Annotated in this window: 24 protein-coding genes and 3 tRNA genes; 15 read left to right on the top strand and 12 right to left on the bottom strand. The window is 68.0% G+C overall.

Annotation, left to right across the window (positions count from 1 at the left end):
- Positions 1–58: 58 nt before the first annotated feature.
- Positions 59–1,936, bottom strand: a complete 1,878-nt coding sequence (locus tag NTM_RS08845; RefSeq protein WP_163766068.1) for an alkyl/aryl-sulfatase — start codon at positions 1,934–1,936, stop codon at positions 59–61.
- Between the two features lie 49 nt (positions 1,937–1,985).
- Between NTM_RS08845 and NTM_RS08840 the strand changes: the two genes are divergently transcribed.
- Positions 1,986–2,555: a cupin domain-containing protein gene (locus tag NTM_RS08840; RefSeq protein ID WP_163766067.1), complete on the top strand. Its 570-nt coding sequence runs from the start codon at positions 1,986–1,988 to the stop codon at positions 2,553–2,555.
- A 67-nt stretch (positions 2,556–2,622) separates the two neighbouring features.
- On the opposite strand, the gene NTM_RS08835 is transcribed toward NTM_RS08840, so the two are convergent.
- Positions 2,623–3,492 (bottom strand): NAD(P)-dependent oxidoreductase, encoded by an 870-nt coding sequence (locus NTM_RS08835; protein WP_163766066.1) that lies wholly within the window; start codon positions 3,490–3,492, stop codon positions 2,623–2,625.
- A 100-nt stretch (positions 3,493–3,592) separates the two neighbouring features.
- Between NTM_RS08835 and NTM_RS08830 the strand changes: the two genes are divergently transcribed.
- Positions 3,593–3,931: a winged helix-turn-helix transcriptional regulator gene (locus tag NTM_RS08830; protein WP_163766065.1), complete on the top strand. Its 339-nt coding sequence runs from the start codon at positions 3,593–3,595 to the stop codon at positions 3,929–3,931.
- Here the strand turns inward: NTM_RS08830 and NTM_RS08825 are convergent.
- Both NTM_RS08825 and NTM_RS08820 read right to left on the bottom strand, forming a co-directional pair.
- Positions 3,928–4,338: an MmcQ/YjbR family DNA-binding protein gene (locus NTM_RS08825; protein ID WP_163766064.1), complete on the bottom strand. Its 411-nt coding sequence runs from the start codon at positions 4,336–4,338 to the stop codon at positions 3,928–3,930. The two genes, NTM_RS08830 and NTM_RS08825, sit on opposite strands and share 4 nt — an antisense overlap.
- The gene (locus NTM_RS08820; protein ID WP_163766063.1) at positions 4,335–4,835 is read right to left on the bottom strand and encodes a metallophosphoesterase family protein; all 501 of its coding nucleotides are present in this window, start codon (positions 4,833–4,835) and stop codon (positions 4,335–4,337) included. Before NTM_RS08820 ends, NTM_RS08825 begins: the two co-directional genes overlap by 4 nt.
- 48 nt (positions 4,836–4,883) lie before the next feature.
- Here NTM_RS08820 and NTM_RS08815 point away from each other — a divergent pair, with 48 nt between their 5' ends.
- Positions 4,884–5,249: a hypothetical protein gene (locus NTM_RS08815; RefSeq protein ID WP_104862780.1), complete on the top strand. Its 366-nt coding sequence runs from the start codon at positions 4,884–4,886 to the stop codon at positions 5,247–5,249.
- 4 nt (positions 5,250–5,253) lie between these two features.
- Here the strand turns inward: NTM_RS08815 and NTM_RS08810 are convergent.
- Positions 5,254–5,326: transfer RNA gene (locus tag NTM_RS08810), tRNA-Arg, on the bottom strand.
- Positions 5,327–5,397: 71 nt separating this feature from the next.
- A tRNA-Ser gene (locus tag NTM_RS08805) sits at positions 5,398–5,486 on the bottom strand.
- An 83-nt stretch (positions 5,487–5,569) separates the two neighbouring features.
- Here NTM_RS08805 and hisC point away from each other — a divergent pair.
- The 3 genes from hisC to NTM_RS08790 are packed head-to-tail and all read left to right on the top strand — an operon-like array spanning position 5,570 to position 7,945.
- Positions 5,570–6,625, top strand: a complete 1,056-nt coding sequence (hisC, locus tag NTM_RS08800; protein ID WP_104862781.1) for a histidinol-phosphate transaminase — start codon at positions 5,570–5,572, stop codon at positions 6,623–6,625.
- A gap of 44 nt (positions 6,626–6,669) precedes the next feature.
- A complete protein-coding gene (locus NTM_RS08795; RefSeq protein ID WP_083142989.1) occupies positions 6,670–7,104 on the top strand; it encodes a hypothetical protein in 435 nt (144 codons plus the stop codon).
- A gap of 19 nt (positions 7,105–7,123) precedes the next feature.
- Positions 7,124–7,945 (top strand): crotonase/enoyl-CoA hydratase family protein, encoded by an 822-nt coding sequence (locus tag NTM_RS08790; protein ID WP_163766062.1) that lies wholly within the window; start codon positions 7,124–7,126, stop codon positions 7,943–7,945.
- On the opposite strand, the gene NTM_RS08785 is transcribed toward NTM_RS08790, so the two are convergent.
- The 3 genes from NTM_RS08785 to NTM_RS08775 form a co-directional block, all read right to left on the bottom strand.
- Complete coding sequence (locus NTM_RS08785; RefSeq protein WP_163766061.1) at positions 7,946–9,265, bottom strand: MFS transporter; 1,320 nt, start codon at positions 9,263–9,265, stop codon at positions 7,946–7,948.
- An 86-nt stretch (positions 9,266–9,351) separates the two neighbouring features.
- Positions 9,352–9,441 (bottom strand) — tRNA-Ser (locus NTM_RS08780).
- A gap of 10 nt (positions 9,442–9,451) precedes the next feature.
- Positions 9,452–9,964: a MarR family winged helix-turn-helix transcriptional regulator gene (locus NTM_RS08775; protein WP_163766060.1), complete on the bottom strand. Its 513-nt coding sequence runs from the start codon at positions 9,962–9,964 to the stop codon at positions 9,452–9,454.
- Between the two features lie 78 nt (positions 9,965–10,042).
- Between NTM_RS08775 and NTM_RS08770 the strand changes: the two genes are divergently transcribed.
- A complete protein-coding gene (locus tag NTM_RS08770) occupies positions 10,043–11,017 on the top strand; it encodes an NAD(P)H-quinone oxidoreductase (protein ID WP_163766059.1) in 975 nt (324 codons plus the stop codon).
- Between the two features lie 6 nt (positions 11,018–11,023).
- Here NTM_RS08770 and NTM_RS08765 read toward each other — a convergent pair whose 3' ends face one another.
- Positions 11,024–12,220 carry a cysteine desulfurase-like protein gene (locus tag NTM_RS08765; protein ID WP_104862785.1) on the bottom strand — a complete coding sequence of 399 codons (1,197 nt, stop codon included), beginning with the start codon at positions 12,218–12,220 and terminating at the stop codon, positions 11,024–11,026.
- Positions 12,221–12,726: 506 nt separating this feature from the next.
- Here NTM_RS08765 and NTM_RS08760 point away from each other — a divergent pair.
- The 4 genes from NTM_RS08760 to wzm are packed head-to-tail and all read left to right on the top strand — an operon-like array spanning position 12,727 to position 15,779.
- Entirely contained in the window at positions 12,727–13,236 is a 510-nt protein-coding gene (locus tag NTM_RS08760) for a bacterial proteasome activator family protein (protein ID WP_104862786.1), read from the top strand.
- 7 nt (positions 13,237–13,243) lie between these two features.
- Positions 13,244–14,059, top strand: coding sequence for a galactan export ABC transporter ATP-binding subunit Wzt/RfbE (gene wzt / locus NTM_RS08755; protein ID WP_104862787.1), 816 nt, complete (start codon positions 13,244–13,246; stop codon positions 14,057–14,059).
- Positions 14,056–14,952 carry a galactofuranosyltransferase GlfT1 gene (glfT1, locus tag NTM_RS08750; RefSeq protein ID WP_163766058.1) on the top strand — a complete coding sequence of 299 codons (897 nt, stop codon included), beginning with the start codon at positions 14,056–14,058 and terminating at the stop codon, positions 14,950–14,952. The genes wzt and glfT1 overlap by 4 nt, the downstream gene beginning before the upstream one ends.
- Positions 14,949–15,779, top strand: a complete 831-nt coding sequence (gene wzm / locus NTM_RS08745) for a galactan export ABC transporter permease subunit Wzm/RfbD (RefSeq protein ID WP_104862789.1) — start codon at positions 14,949–14,951, stop codon at positions 15,777–15,779. The genes glfT1 and wzm overlap by 4 nt, the downstream gene beginning before the upstream one ends.
- Before the next feature lie 3 nt (positions 15,780–15,782).
- Here the strand turns inward: wzm and NTM_RS08740 are convergent, their stop codons facing one another.
- The gene (locus NTM_RS08740) at positions 15,783–16,226 is read right to left on the bottom strand and encodes a pyridoxamine 5'-phosphate oxidase family protein (protein WP_163769423.1); all 444 of its coding nucleotides are present in this window, start codon (positions 16,224–16,226) and stop codon (positions 15,783–15,785) included.
- Positions 16,227–16,291: 65 nt separating this feature from the next.
- A complete protein-coding gene (locus NTM_RS08735; RefSeq protein ID WP_104862791.1) occupies positions 16,292–16,753 on the bottom strand; it encodes a carboxymuconolactone decarboxylase family protein in 462 nt (153 codons plus the stop codon).
- A gap of 49 nt (positions 16,754–16,802) precedes the next feature.
- Here NTM_RS08735 and pdxR point away from each other — a divergent pair, with 49 nt between their 5' ends.
- From pdxR to NTM_RS08715, 4 genes are all read left to right on the top strand, one after another.
- Positions 16,803–18,224 carry a MocR-like pyridoxine biosynthesis transcription factor PdxR gene (gene pdxR / locus NTM_RS08730; RefSeq protein WP_163766057.1) on the top strand — a complete coding sequence of 474 codons (1,422 nt, stop codon included), beginning with the start codon at positions 16,803–16,805 and terminating at the stop codon, positions 18,222–18,224.
- 9 nt (positions 18,225–18,233) lie between these two features.
- Complete coding sequence (locus tag NTM_RS08725; RefSeq protein WP_163766056.1) at positions 18,234–18,716, top strand: nitroreductase/quinone reductase family protein; 483 nt, start codon at positions 18,234–18,236, stop codon at positions 18,714–18,716.
- A 117-nt stretch (positions 18,717–18,833) separates the two neighbouring features.
- Complete coding sequence (locus NTM_RS08720; protein WP_163766055.1) at positions 18,834–20,483, top strand: HNH endonuclease signature motif containing protein; 1,650 nt, start codon at positions 18,834–18,836, stop codon at positions 20,481–20,483.
- A 32-nt stretch (positions 20,484–20,515) separates the two neighbouring features.
- Complete coding sequence (locus tag NTM_RS08715; RefSeq protein WP_104865243.1) at positions 20,516–20,911, top strand: GtrA family protein; 396 nt, start codon at positions 20,516–20,518, stop codon at positions 20,909–20,911.
- Positions 20,912–20,924: the final 13 nt, after the last annotated feature.

The following is a 20,924-nucleotide window of genomic DNA, read 5'->3' as shown; positions in this document are numbered from 1 at the left end:
GACACAAACTCGCGCGACACGCCGACAACACGCCGGATGTTGCGTCTGCTCGCGCGGATCAGGGCGTGACGATGTTGAAGTCCGGGTCGGGTTTGTCGAGCACCGACACCAGCGATGTGAGGACCTCGGCGTCCCCGGTGATCTCCAGACCGGGTGAGCTGTTGTCCCCCGCGGCCAGCGTCAGCAGCCGAAGCTTGGAGGCCAGCCGGATCGTGGCCTGCGCGCTGGTTTCGTCGGCGACGGTCTTGCGGTACACCAGCACCCCGTTGCGCAGGGTCAGGCGGTAATTCACCGCGGTGTCGAGGAAGGTCACGTCGATGGCGAGGTCGAGATCCCATGCGCGCGGACCGTTCACTCTGATCGCCAGTACGTCGAACATCTGCTCCGGGGTCAGCTGGCCCACCATCGCCGTCGAGTTCGCCTGCACCGGGGTGCCGAAGTTCCCGTCGCGCAGTTCGGTCGCCCCGGCCAGGAAGAAATTGCGCCACGTCGCGGTCTCCGAGCCGTAGGCCAGCTGCTCGAGGGTGTCGGCGTAGAGCGCCCGGGCACCGGTGTGGTTCTCGTCGGTGAACATCGCATGGTCGAGAAGGGTTGCCGCCCAGCGGAAGTCACCGTCTCCGAACGCCTTCTGCGCGAGCTCGACGACGCGGTCGATACCGCCCATCGCGTCGACATAGCGCGGCCCGATCGCCTCCGGCGGATGCGGCCACAGCCGGGCGGGGTTGCCGTCGAACCAACCCATGTAGCGCTGGTAGACAGCCTTGACGTTGTGGCTGACCGAGCCGTAGTAGCCGCGCGCATGCCAGGCGTTGTCCAGCGCAGGTGGCATCGCGAAGTTCTCGGCGATCTCGATACCGGTGTAGCCCTGGTTGAGCTGGCGCAATGTCTGGTCATGCAGGTAGGCATACAGATCCCGTTGCAGGGACAGGAATTCGACGATGTTCTCTTTGCCCCAGGTGGGCCAGTGGTGCGATGCGAACACGACGTCGGCGCGGTCGGCGAACGTGTCGATGGCCTCGGTCAGGTACCCGGCCCACCCGTGCGGGTCGCGCACCAGCGCACCGCGCAGCGTCAGCAGGTTATGCAGGTTGTGCGTGGCGTTCTCGGCCATACACAGCGCGCGGAAGCGCGGGAAGTAGAAGTGCATCTCGGCGGGCGCCTCGGTGCCGGGGGCCATCTGGAACTCGATCTCGACGCCGTCGATCGTGTGGGTCTCCCCCGTCTCGCGGATGTCGACGGTCGGCACGATGATCGCGACCTCCCCTGTCGACGGGGTCTGCCCGAGCCCACAGCCGACCTGGCCCCGCGGACCGCGCTCGAGCACCGTGCCGTACATGTACCCCGCACGGCGGGTCATCGCGGTGCCGGCATAGACGTTCTCCTGCACCGCATGTGCGGTGAAGCCCTCCGGCGCCAGCACCGCGACCTTGCCCGCGTCGACGTCGGCCTGCGATGTCACGCCCAACACACCGCCGAAATGGTCGACGTGGCTGTGGGTGTAAATGACGGCCCTGACCTCGCGGTCGCCCCGGTGCTGCCGATAGAGCGCCATCGCTGCGGCCGCGACCTCGGTGGACACCAACGGATCGATCACGATGATGCCGGTGTCACCCTCGACGAAGGTGATGTTCGACAGGTCGAAACCACGAACCTGGTAGATGCCCTCGACGACTTCGAAGAGACCCTGTTTGGCGACCAGCATCGACTGCCGCCACAGGCTCGGGTGCACGGTCGGGGGCGCGTCGCCGGACAGGAACGCGTAGACGTCGTTGTCCCACACCACGCGGCCGTCGGCGGCCGTGATGACACACGGCTGCTGCGCGGCGATGAAGCCTCGGTCGGCGTCGGCGAAATCCCGGGTGTCGGCGAACGGCAGGCCCTGCGCGTGGCGGCGGTGGGCGGCCTCGATGGCCGGGGTGGGCGGCTTGCTGTCCATATCGCGAACACTGCCACGACAGCACCCCGTCCGGTGCTTGACTGACGGAATGGACACCCGCCGAGTTGTCACCGGACACGATGCGTCCGGAAAGTCCGTGTTCGCCAGCGACGAGGGGGTCTCACCCCGCAAACCCGCCCTGCTCGGCGGTTACGCGTTCACCATGCTGTGGGGTGGCGACGAGCCTCCCCGGTTCCCTGACGACGGGTCGATGCCGCAGTGGCACACCTACTTCCCGCCGGTGGGCGGCTTCCGGTTCTCGATGTTCACCATCCCGCCGCGCGGGTCGGCGGCCACCGCGGCCCTGGAGAACCTCGACGAGAGCGCCGCGGCCGAGGTCGACGAACAGCTGCCCGGGCTGCTGGGCTACATGGAACCCGAGGATCCGGGCATGCACACCACCGACACCGTCGACTTCGAGGTCGTGCTGGAGGGCACCGTGGTGCTCGAACTCGACGACGGCGCGACGGTGACCCTGCACCCGGGAGACACCGTGGTACAGAACGGCACCCGGCACCGGTGGCACAACGGCGGCGACACACCCGCGCGTCTGGCTCTGTTCGTGTGCGGCGCCCACCATGCCGAGGTCAGCCGGGAGGCGCCACCGCAAGGCGGCTGATCTCGTCTTCGCCGTGACCGGCGGCCACCGCGGCCCATCGGCCCCAGTCCGATCACGGTGACGGTGCTCATGCGGCGTCCTCGGGGAGTCTGATGCTCTCGAAGACCCGGGCGAATCCGTCGGCGCCGCGGCCGGCGTCGACCTGGCGGCGGATGAGCCGCTGCACGGTGTCGACGATCTCGCTGCTGACCCCTTGTGCGCGGGCGGTCTCGCTGATGTCCCCGAGATCGCTGAACAGCAGGCTCTGTTGGCCGGGCACGCCGTAATCCCCGCCGTCGATCACGGCCGCGTACTCACCGACCGCCGGTGCGAGTGCCTGCAGCCACGGCACGGCCCGCGCGGCGAACTCGGTGGCGGACACACCTGCGGGCGCGAGCATCGCCGCGCCCTGGAAGAAGCCGGCGAACATCGTGTACATCGCGGCCAGCAGCGCAAGGTCGTAGAGCGAGGCCATGCCCGCATCGGTACCGAAATACTCAGCGGTTCCCCATACTTCGAGAAGGTCGCGGTGCGTGTCGAACACCGCGCGCGCCCCGCTGTAGAACAGCGTCGACTCGGCGGTGCCGATCATCTCCGGGGTGGCCATGATGCCGCCGTCCAGATAGCTGATCCCGGCGTCCGCGGCGCGCCGGGCGAGATCACGAGCGCCGTCGGGGGTCGTCGTCGTCAGGTTGATCACGTGCCGCCCCGCCAACGCACCGGCCACCGGATACAGGACGTCGCGGACCGACACTTGATCGAGCAGGCATACCACCACCACATCGGCATCCGCCATCGCGTCGTCGATACGCCTGGTCACGGTTATGCCGTTGCCCTGCAGAGCTTCTGAGCGGCAGAACGTCCGGTTCCACACCGTGGTCCGGTAGCCGGCCTCGACGGCTGCGACGGCGAGCGCGGAGCCCATCGCGCCGGCACCTAGGAATGTCACTGAACTCATGCCATCATCGTGAGCAGGCGCGAACTTCTCGACAAGTACCCACTTTGAAGTGCGGTACTTACCAAAACGAAACCATTGGCGTCGACCTGCGAGGGACGATATGACGATGCTCGGGAAATACACCTGTGGTCTCGATGCGGCAATGGCTGTGGTTGCGGGCAAATGGGTTCCGCTGATCCTGTGGGAGCTCAGCGACGGACCGGTGCGGTTCAACACGCTGCACCGCAACCTGGCCGGCATCTCGCAGAAGATGCTCACCCAGCACCTCAAGGATCTGCAGTGCTACGGCGTGGTACACCGGCAGAGCTATCACGAGGTGCCGCCCCGGGTGGAGTACTCGATGACCCCAGCCGGCCGGGAGTTGCTGGAAGCGCTTGAGCCGATGGGCAATTGGGCCGAGAAGCACATCGACATGATTTGCGCTGCGGACGCCGGTTAGCCCTGCTCGGCGAGCCACTGCTCGGCGCGGCGCTTCGACGCCCGCGACAGCCACGCGTCCTGGATGAGCTCACGCAGTTCGGTGAGACTGATCTCGCCGAGCCGGCTGGCCCGCACCAGCACCGACAGGTGACCGTCGAAGTGCGGGGTGGTGAAGAACGGCGAGTCGGGGTCCTGGGTCAGCGCGCGCTTGTCGTCCTCGGACTCCACCCAGACGATGATCACGTCGTCGTAGCGCACACCGGTGTCCGGATCGAACGCGTCGGGGCGCGGCGTGCGGAAGTACACGAACGACTTGCCACCGACCTGATACACCGGGTTGCCGGCTTTGGGCCCTTCGACGCGGGTGACGTGCGGCATCGACGACGCGATCCGGTGGACGTCGTCGACGGTCGCGCAAACGCTCATCGGCGCTCGAGCTGGTGCAACTTCACGTCGCGCAGCGCACCGGCATGCACGACCGCCGTCATGTACGTGCAGTACGGCTGGCGTCTGCGGTCGGTCGGAGAGCCGGGGTTGAGCAGCCGCAGCCCGGTGCGCGCGGTGGTGTCCCACGGAATATGGCTGTGGCCGAACACCAGTACGTCGGTGTCGGGGTAGAGCTGAGCCATCCGCGCCTCGCGCCCGGATGCGGCGCCCGTCTCGTGCGTGACGGTGAAGCGCAGACCCTCCAGGATCACATCGGCCCGCTCGGGCAGCCGCCGCCGCAGTTCGGGACCGTCGTTGTTACCCCAGCAGCCGACCAGCCGCGTGGCGCGGGCCTCGAGGCGGTCGAGCAGGTCGGGTTCCACCCAGTCGCCGGCGTGGATCACGACATCGGCGTCGTCGACGGCATCCCACACCTGCGGCGGCAGGTCCTTGGCGCGTTTTGGCAGATGCGTGTCAGCGATCAGCAGAAGGCGCACGGTTCCAGGCTAGCGAGGCGTTGCACTCTGGGCGTCTAGCGTGGGCGGATGGGTTTGTTCAGTCATGAGGACCTCAGCGCCTCCGCCGGCGGCGAGGACGGCGGCACCGCTGGCGGGGCCGTGCAGCGGGCCCGGCGTGCTGAGATGGGCGAGTACGCGGTGGACGAACCGGTGGTGGTGGGTCCGGGGTTGCCGCCTGAGGATGGTTCGTGCGGTCAGTTCGCCGTGCAGTTCCACGTGTCCACGTCGATGCTGATCGGGCTGAACCGCATCGCTGCTGTGCGCGGGGTGAGCGTGCCCGAGGTGTGCCGTCAGGTCATCGGGGTGTTCGTTGCCCAGCAGGAGGGCGAGCTCAACGCGTTACTCGCCGCTGAGGCCGAGGCCGCCGAATACCGGCCAAGCCTCGAGTCGTAGAAAGTGCGCCCGAAGGGATTCGAACCCCTAACCTTCTGATCCGTAGTCAGATGCTCTATCCGTTGAGCTACGGGCGCGTGGTCGTACATGTTCAGTTGTGGGCCGGCGAGCCGGCCATCTTGCACGCCGGCGAGCCGGCCATCAAGCGCGGAGGCGAGAGGATTTGAACCTCCGGTCCCCTGTAAGGGGGACAACTCATTAGCAGTGAGTCCCATTCGGCCGCTCTGGCACGCCTCCCGACGTTTACCGCCGCTGCGACAGAGTACACAGCCCCCACGGTGCGAAGCAAAGCAGCTCCGGGCGGGCCATAAACTGTCCAGGTGTCCGCCCGTCTGCGCCCCGAACTTGCCGATCTTCCCGCCTACGCTCCTGGGAAGACGGTGCCCGGCGCCATCAAGATCGCCAGCAACGAAACCGTGCACGGCCCACTGCCCAGCGTGCGGGAGGCGATCGTCAAGGCCTCCGAAGGCATCAACCGGTACCCGGACAACGGATATGTCGAGCTCAAGGAGCGGCTGGCCAAGCACGTCGGTTTCGCCCCGGAGAACATCTCGGTGGGCTGCGGCTCCGTGAGCCTGTGCCAGCAGCTGATCCAGATCACCTCCACCGTCGGCGACGAGGTGCTCTTCGGCTGGCGCAGCTTCGAGATCTACCCGCTGCAGGTCCGCACCGCCGGCGCGACGCCGGTGCAGGTCCCGCTCACCGACCACACCTTCGATCTGGACGCGATGCTCGCCGCGATCACCGACCGCACCCGGCTGATCTTCGTGTGCAACCCCAACAACCCGACCAGCACCGTCGTCGACCCCGACGCGCTGGCCCGGTTCGTCGCGGCGGTGCCGCCGCACATCCTGGTCGTGCTCGACGAGGCCTACGTCGAGTACATCCGCGACGACCTCGTCCCGGACAGCTTCGGGCTGGTCCGCAGCTATCCGAACGTCGTTGTGCTGCGCACGTTTTCGAAGGCCTACGGGCTGGCCGGACTGCGCATCGGGTACGCCGTCGCCGATCCGGACATCGTCGCCGCGCTATCGAAGGTCTACGTGCCGTTCACCGCGACCACCATCTCCCAGGCCGCCGCGATCGCGTGCCTGGACGCCTCCGACGAACTGCTGGAACGCACCGACGCCGTCGTCGCCGAACGCGTGCGGGTGTCGGCTGCGCTGCGCGAGGCGGGCTACGAGCTGCCGCCGTCGCAGGCGAACTTCGTGTGGCTGCCGCTGGTCGGGCGCGCTCAGCAGTTCTCCGCCGATGCGGCCAACAATCGCATCATCGTGCGCCCCTACGGCGAGGACGGGGTGCGGGTCACGATCGCGTCCCCGGAGGAGAACGACATGTTCCTCGACTTCGCGCGGCGCTGGATCGCGGACAAGTGACCTTCGGCACGCCTATCGTGGCCGGGGTGAAGACCTACGCGCGGATGACCGCCACAGCACTGGTCGGCGCGGGCATCGTCGTCGGCCTGGCGACGGGGTGCGGGCGCACCACCGAGGGCGTCGTCGCGCAGACCACCGAGCCCGGTCCGCCGCTGACCACCGAACGCAGCCCGAGCACCCGCGAGCCGCTGATCCCGGGCCTGCCGGACATCCAGATCCCGAACCTGCCGCTGCCGACCCGCAACACCGACGTGCCCGAGGTGCCCGCTCCGGCGAACTCACTGCAGATGCCGTGCCGGGAGTACAACGCGCTCGACGAGGCCACGCGGGTCGCGGTGGTCCGCGAGATCCTGTCCCAGGAGGGCAATCCGCTCGGCCCCGACGGGGAGTTCATCGGGCAGGTCCTCGCCGATGCGGCCTGCCAGTTCATCCCGAGCGCGAAGGTCAGCGACGTCCTGATGGGCGGCTCGCCGCCGTGAGTGGCTAGCCTGCATACCCATGGGTAACTACGAATCGGTGACCGTCGAGATCGACGACCACATCGCTCAGGTGACGCTGATCGGGCCGGGCAAGGGCAACGCGATGGGCCCGGCGTTCTGGGCCGAGCTGCCGGTCGTGTTCAACGAGCTCGACGCCGATCCCGAGGTCCGCGCGATCGTGCTGACCGGTTCGGGCCGCAACTTCAGCTACGGACTCGACCTGGCGGCGATGGGCGACACCCTGGGCTCGATGATGGCCGACGCGGGCTCGTCGAAACCCCGCGCCGACTTCCACGCCCGCCTGAAGTCGATGCAGTACGCGATCACCGCGGTCGCCGACTGCCGCACCCCGACCATCGCATCGGTGCAGGGCTGGTGCATCGGCGGCGGTGTGGACCTGATCTCGGCCGTCGACATCCGCTACGCCAGCGCCGACGCCAAGTTCTCGGTGCGCGAGGTCAAGCTCGCGATCGTCGCCGACGTGGGCTCGCTGGCGCGGCTGCCGCTGATCCTGTCCGACGGGCATCTGCGCGAGCTGGCGTTGACGGGCAAGGACATCGACGCCGCGCGCGCCGAGAAGATCGGGCTCGTCAACGACGTCTATCCCGATGCCGACGCGTCGCTGGCCGCCGCGCGGGCCACCGCCGCCGAGATCGCCGCCAACCCGCCGCACACCGTGCACGGCATCAAGGACGTGCTCGACGAGCAGCGCACCGCCCAGGTCGCGGCCAGCCTGCGCTATGTCGCCGCGTGGAACTCGGCGTTCCTGCCGTCGAAGGACCTCACCGAGGGCATCAAGGCGATGTTCGAGAAGCGGCCGCCTCAGTTCACCGGGGAGTGATCACCGGGGTGCGGTCAGCCTCGGCAAGGTCTCGGGCAGCGCCGCGGCGCACAGCAGGCTGATCACGGCCAGCCCGCCCATCATCACCGCGACCACCCAGCCGCCGAACGTGTCCATCAGCACCGGCGACACCACCGGCGGCAGCGCGCCGCCGATGATCGCCCCGCCGGTGTGTGCCAGCGCGGCCGCGGTGTAGCGGTACTCGCCGGCGAACACCTCCGGCACGAACGCCGCGAGCGGCCCCATGCACGTCCCGATCAGCGCGTAGGTGATCACCACCGCCAGCGCGAACACCACCTCGTTGTTGGTCTCGATCAGCGGGATCACCATGAACGACCACGGCGCGGCCAGCGAAAGGCCGATCAGCATGACCCGGCGCCTGCCGCGGGTGTCGCTGAGGATCGCGGTCAGCGCCGCGCACCCGATCGCGCAGATTCCGCCGACGACGTTGTTGAGCAGCACGACGTTGGTCGAGTACTCCATGTGGTCGGCCGCGTAATGGGTGATGAAGGTCCCCGCCTGGAACACCAGCATCGGCGCGCACATCGCCGCCCCCGCGGCCAGCAGCACCGTCCCGCCCTGGCGGCGCAGCAACGCCACCAGCGGGATGCCGGAATGCGCTGAGCGCGAGGACGATCCGGTATCGACCGCATCGTCCTTGATGCTCAGGCGGATGACCAGCGCCGCCACGATCAGCACCCCGCTGAGCAGGAACGGGATGCGCCAACCCCACTGCATGAACGCCGGGGTCCCGTCGCCGACGGCGACGTGCACGGCCAGGAACACCAGGTTCGACATCACCAGCGACGTGCCGAGCCCGAGCTGGGTGAACATTCCGTAGAAGCCGCGTCGACGCGCGGGCGCGTTCTCGGCGCTCATCAACACTGCCCCGGCCCACTCACCTCCGACGGCGAAACCCTGCACCAGCCGCATCGTGAGCAGCAGCAGCGGCGCGGCGATCCCGATGCTCGCGGTACTCGGGATCAGGCCGACGCCGACGGTCGCGACACCCATCAGCATCAGCGTCGCAACCAGCATCTGCTTGCGGCTGATCCGGTCACCGAAGTGGCCGAACACCGCCGCGCCGACGGGCCGGGCGACGAACGCCGCGGCGAAGGTGCCCAGCGACGCCGTGATCGCCATGGTGTGCCCGAGGTCGGGAAAGAACACCGTCGGAAACACCAGAGCCGCGGCGGTGCCGTAGATGAAGAAGTCGTAGAACTCGATCGCCGAGCCGACATAGCCGGCCACCGAGATCTTCCGGAGCTCGCGATCGGTGCCAAAATCGATGGCCCCGGCCACCGGTGCGCTCGTCTGCATGGCGCAATGGTCGCCGAGATCGCCTCGCGCGCATAGCGGTTGATCGGCTGATGCTGGTGTCCACCGATCGGGGGACACCAGCCCCCTGGCGGTGGCGGAGGGATTTGAACCCCCGGACGGTGTTAGCCGTCTCTCGCTTTCAAGGCGAGTGCATTAGGCCGCTCTGCCACGCCACCGCGGGACAGTCTAGACGCGACCGATCTTCGCGGCCGGGCCACCGGCTTTCAGCCCGGCGCTGATCCGCCGGCAGTTCTCCCCCATGGCGATGACCTGCGGCCGGCTCAGCCGGTCCAGGAAGTGCGCGCGCACGGCGGACCCGTACGTCTGCAACGCCTTGGCGAGGGCAGTCCTACCCTCGGGCGTGATGCTGGCCAGCACCCCGCGCCCGTCGTCCGGGCTGGCTCCGCGCAGCACGAGCCCCTGCACCTCCAGCCGATGGATCTGGCGCGTCACCCGGCTGGGCAACGACATCAACGTCTCCGCCACGTCCCCCATCCGCGCCGACCCCGTCGGCGACTTCGCCAGCATGTCGAGCAGCCGCACGTCGTTCAGCGTCAGCCCGTGTTCGTCCGAAAGCGACCGGTTCATGGTCGCGTACAACCTCAGCGCGGCGTCCAGAAAGTTCTGCCACGCCCTTTGCTCAGCAATGTCGAGCCCCGGCGTATCGCTCGCCGTGCGCCCCCCGATGATCCCCTCCATGGCCACATAGTAGGGCCGCAAAGGTGTTGCCGGTGGGAAATTCTCAGGGACTTTCCCCAGCGTAGTAGCGTTATGGGAATGCGTGCGATCGTGGCGGGGGCCCCTGACCAGCTCAATTGGCAGTCTGTGACAGACGCCGCCCCCAAATCGGGAGAGATTTTGATCAAGGTCGTGGCGGCCGGGGTGAATCGCGCCGACCTGCTCCAGGCCGCCGGAAAGTATCCCCCGCCGCCCGGTGCCAGCGAAGTTCTCGGCCTGGAAGCGGCCGGAACGATCGCCGCGCTCGGCGACGGGGTCACCGGCTGGACCGAGGGGCAGCCGGTGTGCGCTTTGCTGGCCGGCGGTGGCTACGCCGAGTACGTCGCGGTGCCCGCCGGCCAGGTGATGCCGGTTCCGGACGGGGTGCCGCTTCATCACGCCGCGGGATTGCCCGAGGTCGCGTGCACCGTCTGGTCCAACGTGGTGATGACCGCCCGCCTGACCGCCCCCGAACTGTTCCTCGTGCACGGCGGGGCCAGCGGCATCGGTTCCCACGCCATCCAGGTCGCGCGGGCGCTGGGCTGTCCGGTCGCCGTCACCGCGGGCTCCCGCAACAAGCTCGATCTGTGCGCCGAACTCGGCGCCGAGATCACCATCGACTACCACAACGAGGACTTCGTCTCGGTGGTCCGTGACGCCGGTGGCGCCGGGGTGATCCTCGACATCATGGGGGCGGCCTACCTCGACCGCAACATCGACGCGCTTGCCACCGGCGGGCGGTTGGTGATCATCGGCATGCAGGGCGGCGTCAAAGCGGAACTCAACATCGGCAAGCTTCTGGCCAAGCGCGGCGCCGTGATCGCCACCGCGCTGCGCTCACGGCCCGTCGACGGCCCCGGCAGCAAGAGCGAGATCGTCGCCGAGGTCATCGAGAACGTGTGGCCGCTGGTTGCGGACGGCGAGGTACGTCCGGTGATCGGTGCCGAGTTCCCGATGTCGGAGGCCAAGGCCGCCCACGACCTGCTGGCCTCCGGCGACGTGTCCGGGAAAGTGATTCTGCGCGTTGATGTTTAGCGTGGATCAGCCGAGCGAGGCGAGTGCGCGCACCAGCTGATCGACCTCGGCCGCGGTGCTGTAGTGCGCCAGCCCGATGGTGACCGCACCGCCGACGTCGTTGACCCCGATCACGTCCAGCACCCGCGACTGCGCGTTCGCGATCGCCAGAATCCCGTTGTCCGCCAGGCGTTGCACGACCCGCTCGGCCGGGACGTTCTCCATCGCGAAGCTCAGCACCGGGATCCGGACCTCAGGGCTTCCGATCACCGTGACCGTCGGCAACGAGCGCAGCGACGTCAGCAGGTAGTCGAACAGCCCACTCATGTAGGCCGTCGCCGACCGCATCGAAAGGGCCAGCCGCTCCCTGCGCGTGCCCTGAGCCGAATCATCAAGAGCGGAAAGGTATTCGATGCTCGCGACCACACCGGCCAGCATCCCGAACTGGTGAGAGCCGAGCTCGAGACGGGACGCGCCGGTGGCGTACGGATTCAGCGAGACCGAGCCGAAATTGTCGATCACCGACGGATCGCGGAACACCAACGCCCCGATCGGCGGGCCGCCCCAGGCTTGCGCGTTGACGGCGATCACGTCGGCATCGATCTCGTTGATGTCGAGCAGCCGGTACGGCGCCCCGGCGGAATGGTCGACGATCACCATGCCGTTGACCTCGTGCACCAGCTTGGTGACCTCGCGCAGCTCGGTGACGGTACCCAGAGTCGCTGAGGCAGAAGTGATTGCGACGACCCGAGTGGGCCGGTTGACCAGGCCCTCCCACTGCCAGCTGGGCAGCTCACCGGTCTCGATGTCGACCTCGGCCCACTTCACCTTCGCACCGAAGCGGTCGGCGGCGCGCAGCCACGGCGCGATGTTGGCCTCGTCGTCGAGGCGGGTCACCACCAGCTCGTAGCCCAGGCCGACGCGACCCGATGCGGCATCGGCCAACGAGGTCAGCAGCACCGCACGGTCGGCGCCGAGCACCACACCCGCCGGATCGCCGTTGACGAGGTCGGCCACCGCTTGGCGGGCAGCGGCCAGCACCGCGGCACTGCGCCTCGCGGCGGGATGGGCACTGGCCGTCGTGGGCATCGAGCCGCGGAACGCGGTGGAGACCGCCCGGCCCACCGAGTCGGGAAGCAACATGCCGTTCTGGGCGTCCATGTGCACCCAGCCATCGCCCAACGAAGGATGCAAACCACGCACCCGGGCGACGTCATATGCCATGCCAGCCCACCTTCGTGCGTCTTGTGAAATTAGCCGTGCCGCCGCCGAGTGGACGGTCCGGCTCTGCCTGACTTCGCTATTTGCCGCCCGCGCCCGATCGAGCACAGGTCATCTGCGCAGCCATACTAGTCGAGTCACCGACAAGCACGGAGGGTCAGTTGAAGCCCCGTTGCTGGTGCGCTGACCGGCAAACCGTCCGCCCGCCAGACGAATTCGCTGGTCGCGGACGCTGCAGCGGGCGCCCGACGAGCCCTTTGTCGCAGCACGATGTGGTTTGCCGAAATCGCCCGGAGACGCTCGGTTGGATGCGTTCGGGGCGCTCGGCTGTGGCGTTCGTCTCAGCTCTGGGACACTCGACCGGCCGTCCTGGACATCGTTCGGCGGGCCCGCTTCGCTGGACAAATCGCGACGGTGGGAGATGATCTACGGAGCGGGTGACGCCGCGTCCGCCGCCGACCTGGTGCCCGGACGCAACGGGTCAGAAAAGCTGGGGCACTCTTAAGGACATGGCTACCAATTCCGATGACGACAACATCGAGGTGATCGGTGACGGCGAGCTCGAGTCCGAGCGGGACGCCGACAGCAAGTCGTTGACCGAGCTCGTCGAGCAGCCCGCCAAGGTCATGCGGATCGGCACGATGATCAAGCAGCTGCTCGAGGAGGTCCGCGCCGCTCCGCTCGACGAGGCCAGCCGCGGCCGGCTCCGCGACATCCACCGCACCAGCATCCAGGAGCTCGAGGAGGGTCTGGCGCCCGAGCTGCGCGACGAGCTGGAGCGGTTGACGCTGCCGTTCACCGACGAGTCCCTGCCGTCGGACGCCGAGCTGCGGATCGCGCAGGCCCAGCTCGTCGGCTGGCTGGAGGGCCTGTTCCACGGCATCCAGACCGCGCTGTTCGCCCAGCAGATGGCCGCGCGCCAGCAGCTGGAACAGATGCGTCAGGGCGCGCTGCCGCCCGGTGTGGTGATCCCCAACCAGCGCGGCGGTCAGGGACACGGCACCGGCCAGTACCTGTGAGAGCCGCGTGACCAGTCCCGACGAACCCTGTATCGAGACTCGCAACGCGTGGGTCGAGTTCCCGATCTTCGACGCCAAGACGCGCTCCCTGAAGAAGGCCTTCCTGGGCAAGGCGGGCGGGGCGATCGGGCGCAACGATTCCAACGTGGTGGTCATCGAGGCGCTACGCGACATCACGCTGTCGCTGAAGCTCGGTGACCGGGTCGGCCTGGTCGGGCACAACGGCGCGGGCAAGTCGACGCTGCTGCGGCTGCTGTCGGGCATCTACGAGCCCACGCGCGGGGTGGCGTCGGTGCGCGGGCGCGTCGCCCCCGTCTTCGACCTCGGGGTCGGGATGGACCCGGAGATCTCCGGCTTCGAGAACATCATCATCCGCGGCCTGTTCCTCGGCCAGACCCGCAAACAGATGATGGCCAAGGTCGACGAGATCGCGGAGTTCACCGAGCTCGGCGACTACCTGAACATGCCGCTGCGCACCTACTCCACCGGTATGCGGGTGCGCCTGGCCATGGGCGTGGTCACCAGCATCGACCCGGAGATCCTGCTGCTCGACGAGGGCATCGGCGCGGTCGACGCGGAGTTCCTGAAGAAGGCCCAGTCGCGGCTGTCCGATCTGGTGGCACGCTCGGGGATCCTGGTGTTCGCGAGCCACTCCAACGAGTTCCTCGCCCGGCTGTGCGACACGGCGATGTGGATCGACCACGGCACCATCAGGATGCAGGGCGAGATCGAGGACGTCGTGCGCGCGTACGAGGGCGAGGACGCCGCTCGGCATGTGCGTGAGGTGCTCGAAGAGAACAAACGGGAGAACCGGCCCGCATGACGGAGACGATCGTCGCGGTCGTCGTCACCCACCGCAGGCCCGACGAGCTCGCGAAATCCCTGGACGCGGTGTGCGCGCAGAGCCGCCGCCCCGACCACCTGATCGTCGTCGACAACGACCACGACGACCGGGTGCGCGATCTCGTCACCGGCCAACCGGTGCCGACGACGTATCTGGGGTCCCTCCGGAACCTCGGCGGGGCGGGCGGATTCGCGCTCGGAATGCTGCACGCGTTGAGCCTGGGCGCCGACTGGGTGTGGCTGGCCGACGACGACGGCCGTCCGGCGGATTCGGACGTGCTGGCCACGCTGCTGGACTGCGCCGAACGGTACGGCCTGGCCGAGGTTTCGCCGATGATCTGCGATCTCGACAACCCGGACAAGCTCGCGTTCCCGCTGCGGCGTGGGCTGTCGTGGCGGCGGTACGTCAGCGAGCTCCGGGTGGAGGCGAGCCTGCCGGACCTGATGCCGGGGATCTCACATCTGTTCAACGGCGCGCTGTTTCGTGCCGAGACGCTCGAAGCCGTCGGTGTACCGGACCTGCGGCTGTTCTTCCGCGGCGACGAGACCGAACTGCATCGGCGGCTGCAGCGCTCTGGGCTGCCCTTCGGCACCTGCCTGAAAGCGGTGTACCTGCATCCGCAGGGCGGCGACGAGTTCAAGCCGATTCTCGGCGGCAAGATGCACGCCCAGTACCCGGACAACGACACGAAGCGCTACTTCACCTACCGCAACCGCGGCTACCTGCAGGCGCAGCCCGGTATGCGCAAGCTGCTGCTGCAGGAGTGGCTGCGCTACAGCTGGTACTTTCTGATCTCCCGGCGAGACCCCGCCGGCCTGCGCGAGTGGATTCGCTTGCGCCGCTTGGGTAGGCGCGAAAGGTTTGGACGATGACGATCATGGATGCCGCCGCGCAGTCCAGGACGTTCGCGCGGGCGTGGGGCGACCTGGTGGCGGGCTTCGGCAAGCGCGAGCTGTGGCTGCACCTGGGCTGGCAGGACATCAAGCAGCGCTACCGGCGGTCGGTGCTCGGCCCGTTCTGGATCACCATCGCAACCGGCACGACGGCCGTCGCGATGGGCGGGCTGTACTCGATGCTGTTCAAACTCGAACTCTCCGAGCACCTTCCGTACGTCACGCTGGGCCTGATCGTCTGGAACCTGATCAACGCGTCGATCCTCGAGGGCGCCGACGTGTTCGTCGCCAACGAGGGTCTGATCAAACAGCTTCCGACACCGCTGTCGGTGCACGTGTACCGGTTGGTGTGGCGGCAGATGCTGCTGTTCGCGCACAACATCATCATCTTCGTGATCATCGCGATCATCTATCCGAAACCGTGGAGCTGGACGGACCTCTCGGTGATCCCCGCGCTGATGCTGCTGGCACTCAACTGTGTCTGGGTGGCACTGTGTTTCGGCATCCTGGCCACCCGCTACCGCGACATCAGCCCGCTGCTGGGCAGCCTCGTGCAGCTGTTGTTCTTCATGACGCCGATCATCTGGAACGAGTCGACCCTGCAGGCCCAGGGCGCGGGCGGCTGGGCCAAGATCGTCGAACTCAACCCGCTGCTGCACTACCTCGACATCGTCCGCGCCCCGCTGCTGGGCGCCGAGCAGGAACTGCGGCACTGGATCGTGGTGCTGGTGCTCACCGTGGTCGGCTGGGGCTTCGCGGCACTGGCCATGCGCCAGTACCGCGCCCGCGTCGCATACTGGGTGTGACGCTCAGCTCGACAGTCCGGTGACGTCGGGTTCGGGGCCGAAGATGAAGCGACGGCCCGTCACCGTCTGCGGCGTGATCCGCACGAAGCGTTCCTTCTGGGTGGCGATCCACGGGTAGAGCGCTGCACGCCGTGCCTCGGCGATCTCGGTCGAGGTGGCCAGCAGCTTCGCCTTGCCGCGCACCACCACGCTCCAGCCTTCGGCGACGTTGTGGTCGTCGGCCTCGAACACGACGTACTCGTTGAGCGCGGTGGTCAGCAGTTTCGTGCCCTCGGCGGTCCGGAACAGCACGGTGTTCTTCTGCACGACGAAGTTCACCGGGAAAATCTCGGTCCAGCCGTTGACCGTGGTGACGAGCCGGCCCAGCGACACGCTGCCCAGCAGATCCCAGCTCTCGCTGTCCGACAGCACGGTGACCGGGGCATCGGTTGAGGTCTTGACGTCCATGGCTCCTATGCTCATCGCCGGCACCGACGTCCCATAGGGTCCAAAGACACTTCCCGGGCTTCGAATCAGCGGCGCGGCGGGGCGGTGTGCACGGCCGCGTTGATGCGGTTCCACGCGTTGATGGTGACGGCCAGCGCGATGACCTGGCCGAGTTCGCGGTCGGAGAACGCGGCCGCGGCGTCCTCGTAGACGTCGTCGGGGACGCCGTGCGGGCCGAGGACGGTGATCGCCTCGGTCAGCGCGAGGGCGGCACGTTCGGTCTCGTCGAACAGGTCGCCGGCTTCCGACCACGCGGCAAGGACATCCAGCTTCTGCTCGCTGACGCCGATCTTGCGGGCGTCACGGGTGTGCATGTCGAGACAGAACGCGCACCGGTTGATCTGCGACGCACGGATTTTGATGAGCTCGCCCAGTTTTGGGTCCACGTCCTTCGACGATGCCGTGGACAGCGCCATCATCGCGTCGTACAGCTCTGGCGAGGACTTGTAGATCTTCAGTCGGGACTGGGTGCTGAGTGTGAGGGTCATGTCTTCGACACTAGGACGCATTGACCCACAATGATGGTTCAATTATGCCATGACTTCATGGTCCAATTCTGGTTCGCGTGATCTGCACCTGGATCTGCGCGAGGCGTTGCGGCCGGGTGCCCGAGGCGCCAAGGACGCGTTGATCGCGGCGTTGCGCGACGCCGTCCGGTCCGGCCGGTTGGCGGCGGGCACCAGGCTGCCGCCATCGCGCACGCTGGCCGCGGACCTGGGCCTGGCCCGTAACACCGTCGCCGACGCCTATGCCGAGCTGGTGGCCGAAGGCTGGCTGGCCTCCAAGCAAGGTGCGGGAACGTGGGTAGTCGACACTGCCCACGTGTCCGCGCCGGTGAGCCCGGTTCCGCCGCGCCCGCACGGCGCCCGGGTCGCTCCGGTCCACAACCTGATGCCCGGCACGCCCGACGTCTCCGAGTTCCCGCGGACCCAGTGGGCGGCGTCGACCCGCCGGGCACTGACCGCGGCACCGACTGAGGCCTTCCGCATGGGAGATCCGCGGGGACGACCCGAATTGCGTTCTGCGCTGGCTGAATACCTCGCCCGCGCACGTGGGGTGCGCGCCTCCCCGGACTCCATCGTGATCTGCGCCGGCGTGCGCCATGCCGTCGAACTACTGGCGCGCACACTGGGTGGCCCGATCGCCGTGGAAGCGTACGGCCTGTTCATCTTCCGCGACGTGATCGCGGCGTGCGGGGTCGACACGGTGCCGATCGGCATCGACGACAAAGGCGCCGTCGTCGCCGAACTGGACTCCAGCGCTGCGACGTCGGCGCTCCTGACACCGGCGCACCACAACCCGCTGGGCGTGCCGCTGGACCCGGCGCGCCGGATGGCGGCGGTCGAATGGGCCGACCGCACCGGGGGTTTCGTATTCGACGACGACTACGACGGCGAGTTCCGCTTCGACCGCCAGCCGGTGGGAGCACTGCAGGCGCTGCGACCGGAACGCGTCGCGTATCTGGGTTCGACGAGCAAGAGCCTGGCCCAGGTGCTGCGGCTGGGCTGGATGGCGCTCCCGGACGAGCTGGTGGATCCTGTCGTGGAAACCGCTGGCGGGCAACAGTTCTACGTCGACGCGATCACCCAGCTGACGCTGGCCGACTTCATCACCGGCGGACACTACGACCGTCACATTCGCCGGATGCGCGGCCGCTATCGGTGCCGGCGCGACGCGCTCGTCTCCGCGCTGTCCCGGTTCCAGGTCGAGGTGGGCGGGTTGGATGCCGGGCTCAACCTGTTGGTGACGCTGCCCGACGGCGCCGAACCCGAGGTGATGCACCGGTGCGGAGAGGCCGGCATCACGCTGGTCGGCTTGTCGATCATGCGTCATCCGCACGCCGCACCCGACGTTCCGCACCGTGACGGGCTGGTCATCGGCTTCGCGGCGCCTGCCGAACATGGCTTCGCCGCGGCGGTTTCCGCGCTATGCGATGTGCTGCGCGCCAGCGGGTTGTAGCGTCCTGCCATGGGTCCGCTGGATGTGTATCGCCGAGCACTCGGCCAATTCGGCCGCACGCGTACCGGTATGTGGTTCGCCACCCGCGTCGCACCGAAGCTCGATCCACCGCTACTGAAACTCACCGGAGGCAGGATCAGCAGCGTCTACCCGCTTCCCGTCCTGCTCTTGACGACGACGGGGGCGAAATCGGGTTTGCGCCGGCAGCTACCGCTGGTTTATGCGGTCGACGGTGACTCGCTGATCCTGATCGCGTCGAACTACGGGCGCCCCGGCAATCCGGCGTGGTACCACAACCTGACAGCGAACCCTCGCGTCGAGGTGCTGGCAGGCAAGCGCAGCGGAACGTATATCGCCAGTGAGATCACCGATCCCGCTGAACGTTCGGCGGCATGGGACAAAGCCCTCGACATGTACGCGGGCTACAGCGATTACGAGGTGCGGTCCGGAAACCGGACGATCCCGTTGATCCGCCTGGCGCGAGCGGAGTAATCGCTACGCGAGGTTGACGGCCCGGGCACACGGCGGGGTTATCCACACATCCGAATCGATCCCCTACCGGGGTTTTCGGGTCCTGAGATGTCACCCCGCCCCGGTAATATCGCACACATGTTCGAAGTATCGGTGGCCGAGCCCGAGAGTCTTGCCGGGCTCTCGGATGCCGAGCTGATCGACGCCGCCCGGGCAGCGAGCCGGGCCGAGAATGCGGTGTGCGCGCGCAAGTTGGCGGTGATGGCCGAACTGTTCGGCCGCCGGGTCGACCTCGCCCCGGAGGAGCGGCTGTACTGGTGGGTGGACCCGCAGGCCGCGGTGACCGCCGAGATCGCCGCGGCGTATCGGATCACCCAAAGCTTGGCGCTGCACCAGACCTACCGCGCCGTCGTACTCCGGGACCGGCTGCCGCGGGTGGGGGCGTTGTTTTTGGCCGGGACGATCGGCGAGATGCTGGTGCGCGCGATCATCACCCGCACCGACCTGATCACCGACCCGGCCCTGATCGCCGCCGTCGATGCCGAACTCGCCGAGGCGGTCACCGGGTGGGGGCCGTTGTCGGTGAAAGCCACCCAAGCCCACATCGACGAGATCGTCGAACGCCACGACCCGGACGCGGTACGCAAATCCCGCGACGCCGAGATCGGGCCGGCCCTGGAATTCGGTGCCCCCACCGACGCGCCCGGGTTCACCACCATCTGGTCGCGGGTCTTCGACGGCGACGCCGCCGCCGGCTGGCGCACCCTGACCGCAATGGCCTACAGCGTCTGTGACGCCGACCCGCGCACCCTCGACCAGCGCCGCAAGGACGCCTGGGCCGCGCTGTTGCACGGCATCACCAGCCTGGCCTGTCGCTGCGGCAACACCGAGTGCGAGGCCGCCGTCAACCCCCGGCCCGTCCCCGAAGTCATCGTCTACGCCCTCACCGACCACACCACCACAAACACCGAACCCGCGGCGGCTCAAGGCGACCAGCCGCGCGCCGAACCGCGCCACGACACCGTCGAGACCGGGAGCGACGCGCCCGCCGAGGAGGCCACCCCGGTCGAGGTGTCACGGGAGAGCGAGGACCGCGACCCCTCGGCTGACGGCCGTCCCGGCAGCGACACCGCGCCCACCCAGCCCAAGCCGCGGCGCAGCGCCCCCGTCCTGCTCCCGGGCCGGTCGGGCTATGTCTTCGGGTCCGGGTTCCTGCCCGCCCCGTTCTTCGACACCATGCTCAACAGCGCCAAGATCCGCGAAATCATCCACCCCGGAGCGGCTGGGCCGGAGCCGCGCTACACCCCCTCAGCCGCCCTCGCCGAGTTCGTTCGCTGCCGCGACCTGACCTGTCGCTTCCCCGGCTGCGACAAACCCGCCACCACCGCCGACATCGACCACACCGTGCCACACCCGGTCGGGCCCACCCACGCCTCAAACCTGAAGGCACTATGCCGTTTTCACCACCTGCTGAAAACGTTCTGGACCGGGCCCGGCGGCTGGAAAGACCGCCAACACCCCGACGGCACCATCGTGTGGACCTCACCAACCGGACACACCTACACCACCCACCCCGGCAGCCGACTGCTGTTCCCGGCCCTGTGTAAACCGACCGGCACCCTCTGGACCGGCGACCCACCTCAAATGCCGATGAGCGACAACCGCGAGGCCATGATGCCGCGCCGGACACGCACGCGCGCACAGAGCCGCGCCGCTTACATCACCACCGAGCGCCGACGCAACGCCGAAATCCACCCGGACTACGGCGATGACCCGCCGCCGTTCTGAACCCGTAAGCTGCGCGGGTGGCCGAGCCTCCGATGTCACCTCAGCTGAGCCTGACGACACAGATCTGGCGGTTTCTCGTGACCGGCGGACTGTCGGCGATCGTCGACTTCGGGTTGTACGTGCTGATGCTGGCCGCCGGCTTGCACGTCAACATCGCCAAGACACTCAGCTTCATCGCGGGCACCACCACCGCGTACCTGATCAACCGGCGCTGGACGTTCCAGGCGCCCCCGAGCAAAGCCCGCTTCATCGCGGTGTGCGTGCTGTACGCCCTGACCTACGCCGTACAGGTCGGCATCAACTACTTCTTCTACATGGAGTTCGACGAAAAGCCCTGGCGGGTGCCGGTCGCATTCGTGATCGCGCAGGGCACCGCGACCGTGATCAACTTCATCGTCCAGCGCGCGGTGATATTCCGGCTCCGCTGACCACCGGCTGCAG

Source organism: Mycolicibacterium parafortuitum, assembly GCF_010725485.1.
GTDB lineage: Bacteria > Actinomycetota > Actinomycetes > Mycobacteriales > Mycobacteriaceae > Mycobacterium.
The sequence above is the reverse complement of the archived record's forward strand: the minus strand, read 5'-3'. Positions and strand labels throughout refer to the sequence as shown.

Bases quoted from the DNA above. Each gene is read 5' to 3' on its own strand.
- NTM_RS08845 (WP_163766068.1), bottom strand. From the start codon at position 1,936: ATGGACAGCAAGCCGCCCACCCCGGCCATCGAGGCCGCCCACCGCCGC.
- NTM_RS08840 (WP_163766067.1), top strand. From the start codon at position 1,986: ATGGACACCCGCCGAGTTGTCACCGGACACGATGCGTCCGGAAAGTCC.
- NTM_RS08835 (WP_163766066.1), bottom strand. From the start codon at position 3,492: ATGAGTTCAGTGACATTCCTAGGTGCCGGCGCGATGGGCTCCGCGCTC.
- NTM_RS08830 (WP_163766065.1), top strand. From the start codon at position 3,593: ATGACGATGCTCGGGAAATACACCTGTGGTCTCGATGCGGCAATGGCT.
- NTM_RS08825 (WP_163766064.1), bottom strand. From the start codon at position 4,338: ATGAGCGTTTGCGCGACCGTCGACGACGTCCACCGGATCGCGTCGTCG.
- NTM_RS08815 (WP_104862780.1), top strand. From the start codon at position 4,884: ATGGGTTTGTTCAGTCATGAGGACCTCAGCGCCTCCGCCGGCGGCGAG.
- NTM_RS08795 (WP_083142989.1), top strand. From the start codon at position 6,670: ATGACCGCCACAGCACTGGTCGGCGCGGGCATCGTCGTCGGCCTGGCG.
- NTM_RS08790 (WP_163766062.1), top strand. From the start codon at position 7,124: ATGGGTAACTACGAATCGGTGACCGTCGAGATCGACGACCACATCGCT.
- NTM_RS08785 (WP_163766061.1), bottom strand. From the start codon at position 9,265: ATGCAGACGAGCGCACCGGTGGCCGGGGCCATCGATTTTGGCACCGAT.
- NTM_RS08775 (WP_163766060.1), bottom strand. From the start codon at position 9,964: ATGGAGGGGATCATCGGGGGGCGCACGGCGAGCGATACGCCGGGGCTC.
- NTM_RS08770 (WP_163766059.1), top strand. From the start codon at position 10,043: ATGCGTGCGATCGTGGCGGGGGCCCCTGACCAGCTCAATTGGCAGTCT.
- NTM_RS08765 (WP_104862785.1), bottom strand. From the start codon at position 12,220: ATGGCATATGACGTCGCCCGGGTGCGTGGTTTGCATCCTTCGTTGGGC.
- NTM_RS08760 (WP_104862786.1), top strand. From the start codon at position 12,727: ATGGCTACCAATTCCGATGACGACAACATCGAGGTGATCGGTGACGGC.
- glfT1 (WP_163766058.1), top strand. From the start codon at position 14,056: ATGACGGAGACGATCGTCGCGGTCGTCGTCACCCACCGCAGGCCCGAC.
- wzm (WP_104862789.1), top strand. From the start codon at position 14,949: ATGACGATCATGGATGCCGCCGCGCAGTCCAGGACGTTCGCGCGGGCG.
- NTM_RS08740 (WP_163769423.1), bottom strand. From the start codon at position 16,226: ATGGACGTCAAGACCTCAACCGATGCCCCGGTCACCGTGCTGTCGGAC.
- NTM_RS08735 (WP_104862791.1), bottom strand. From the start codon at position 16,753: ATGACCCTCACACTCAGCACCCAGTCCCGACTGAAGATCTACAAGTCC.
- pdxR (WP_163766057.1), top strand. From the start codon at position 16,803: ATGACTTCATGGTCCAATTCTGGTTCGCGTGATCTGCACCTGGATCTG.
- NTM_RS08725 (WP_163766056.1), top strand. From the start codon at position 18,234: ATGGGTCCGCTGGATGTGTATCGCCGAGCACTCGGCCAATTCGGCCGC.
- NTM_RS08720 (WP_163766055.1), top strand. From the start codon at position 18,834: ATGTTCGAAGTATCGGTGGCCGAGCCCGAGAGTCTTGCCGGGCTCTCG.
- NTM_RS08715 (WP_104865243.1), top strand. From the start codon at position 20,516: ATGTCACCTCAGCTGAGCCTGACGACACAGATCTGGCGGTTTCTCGTG.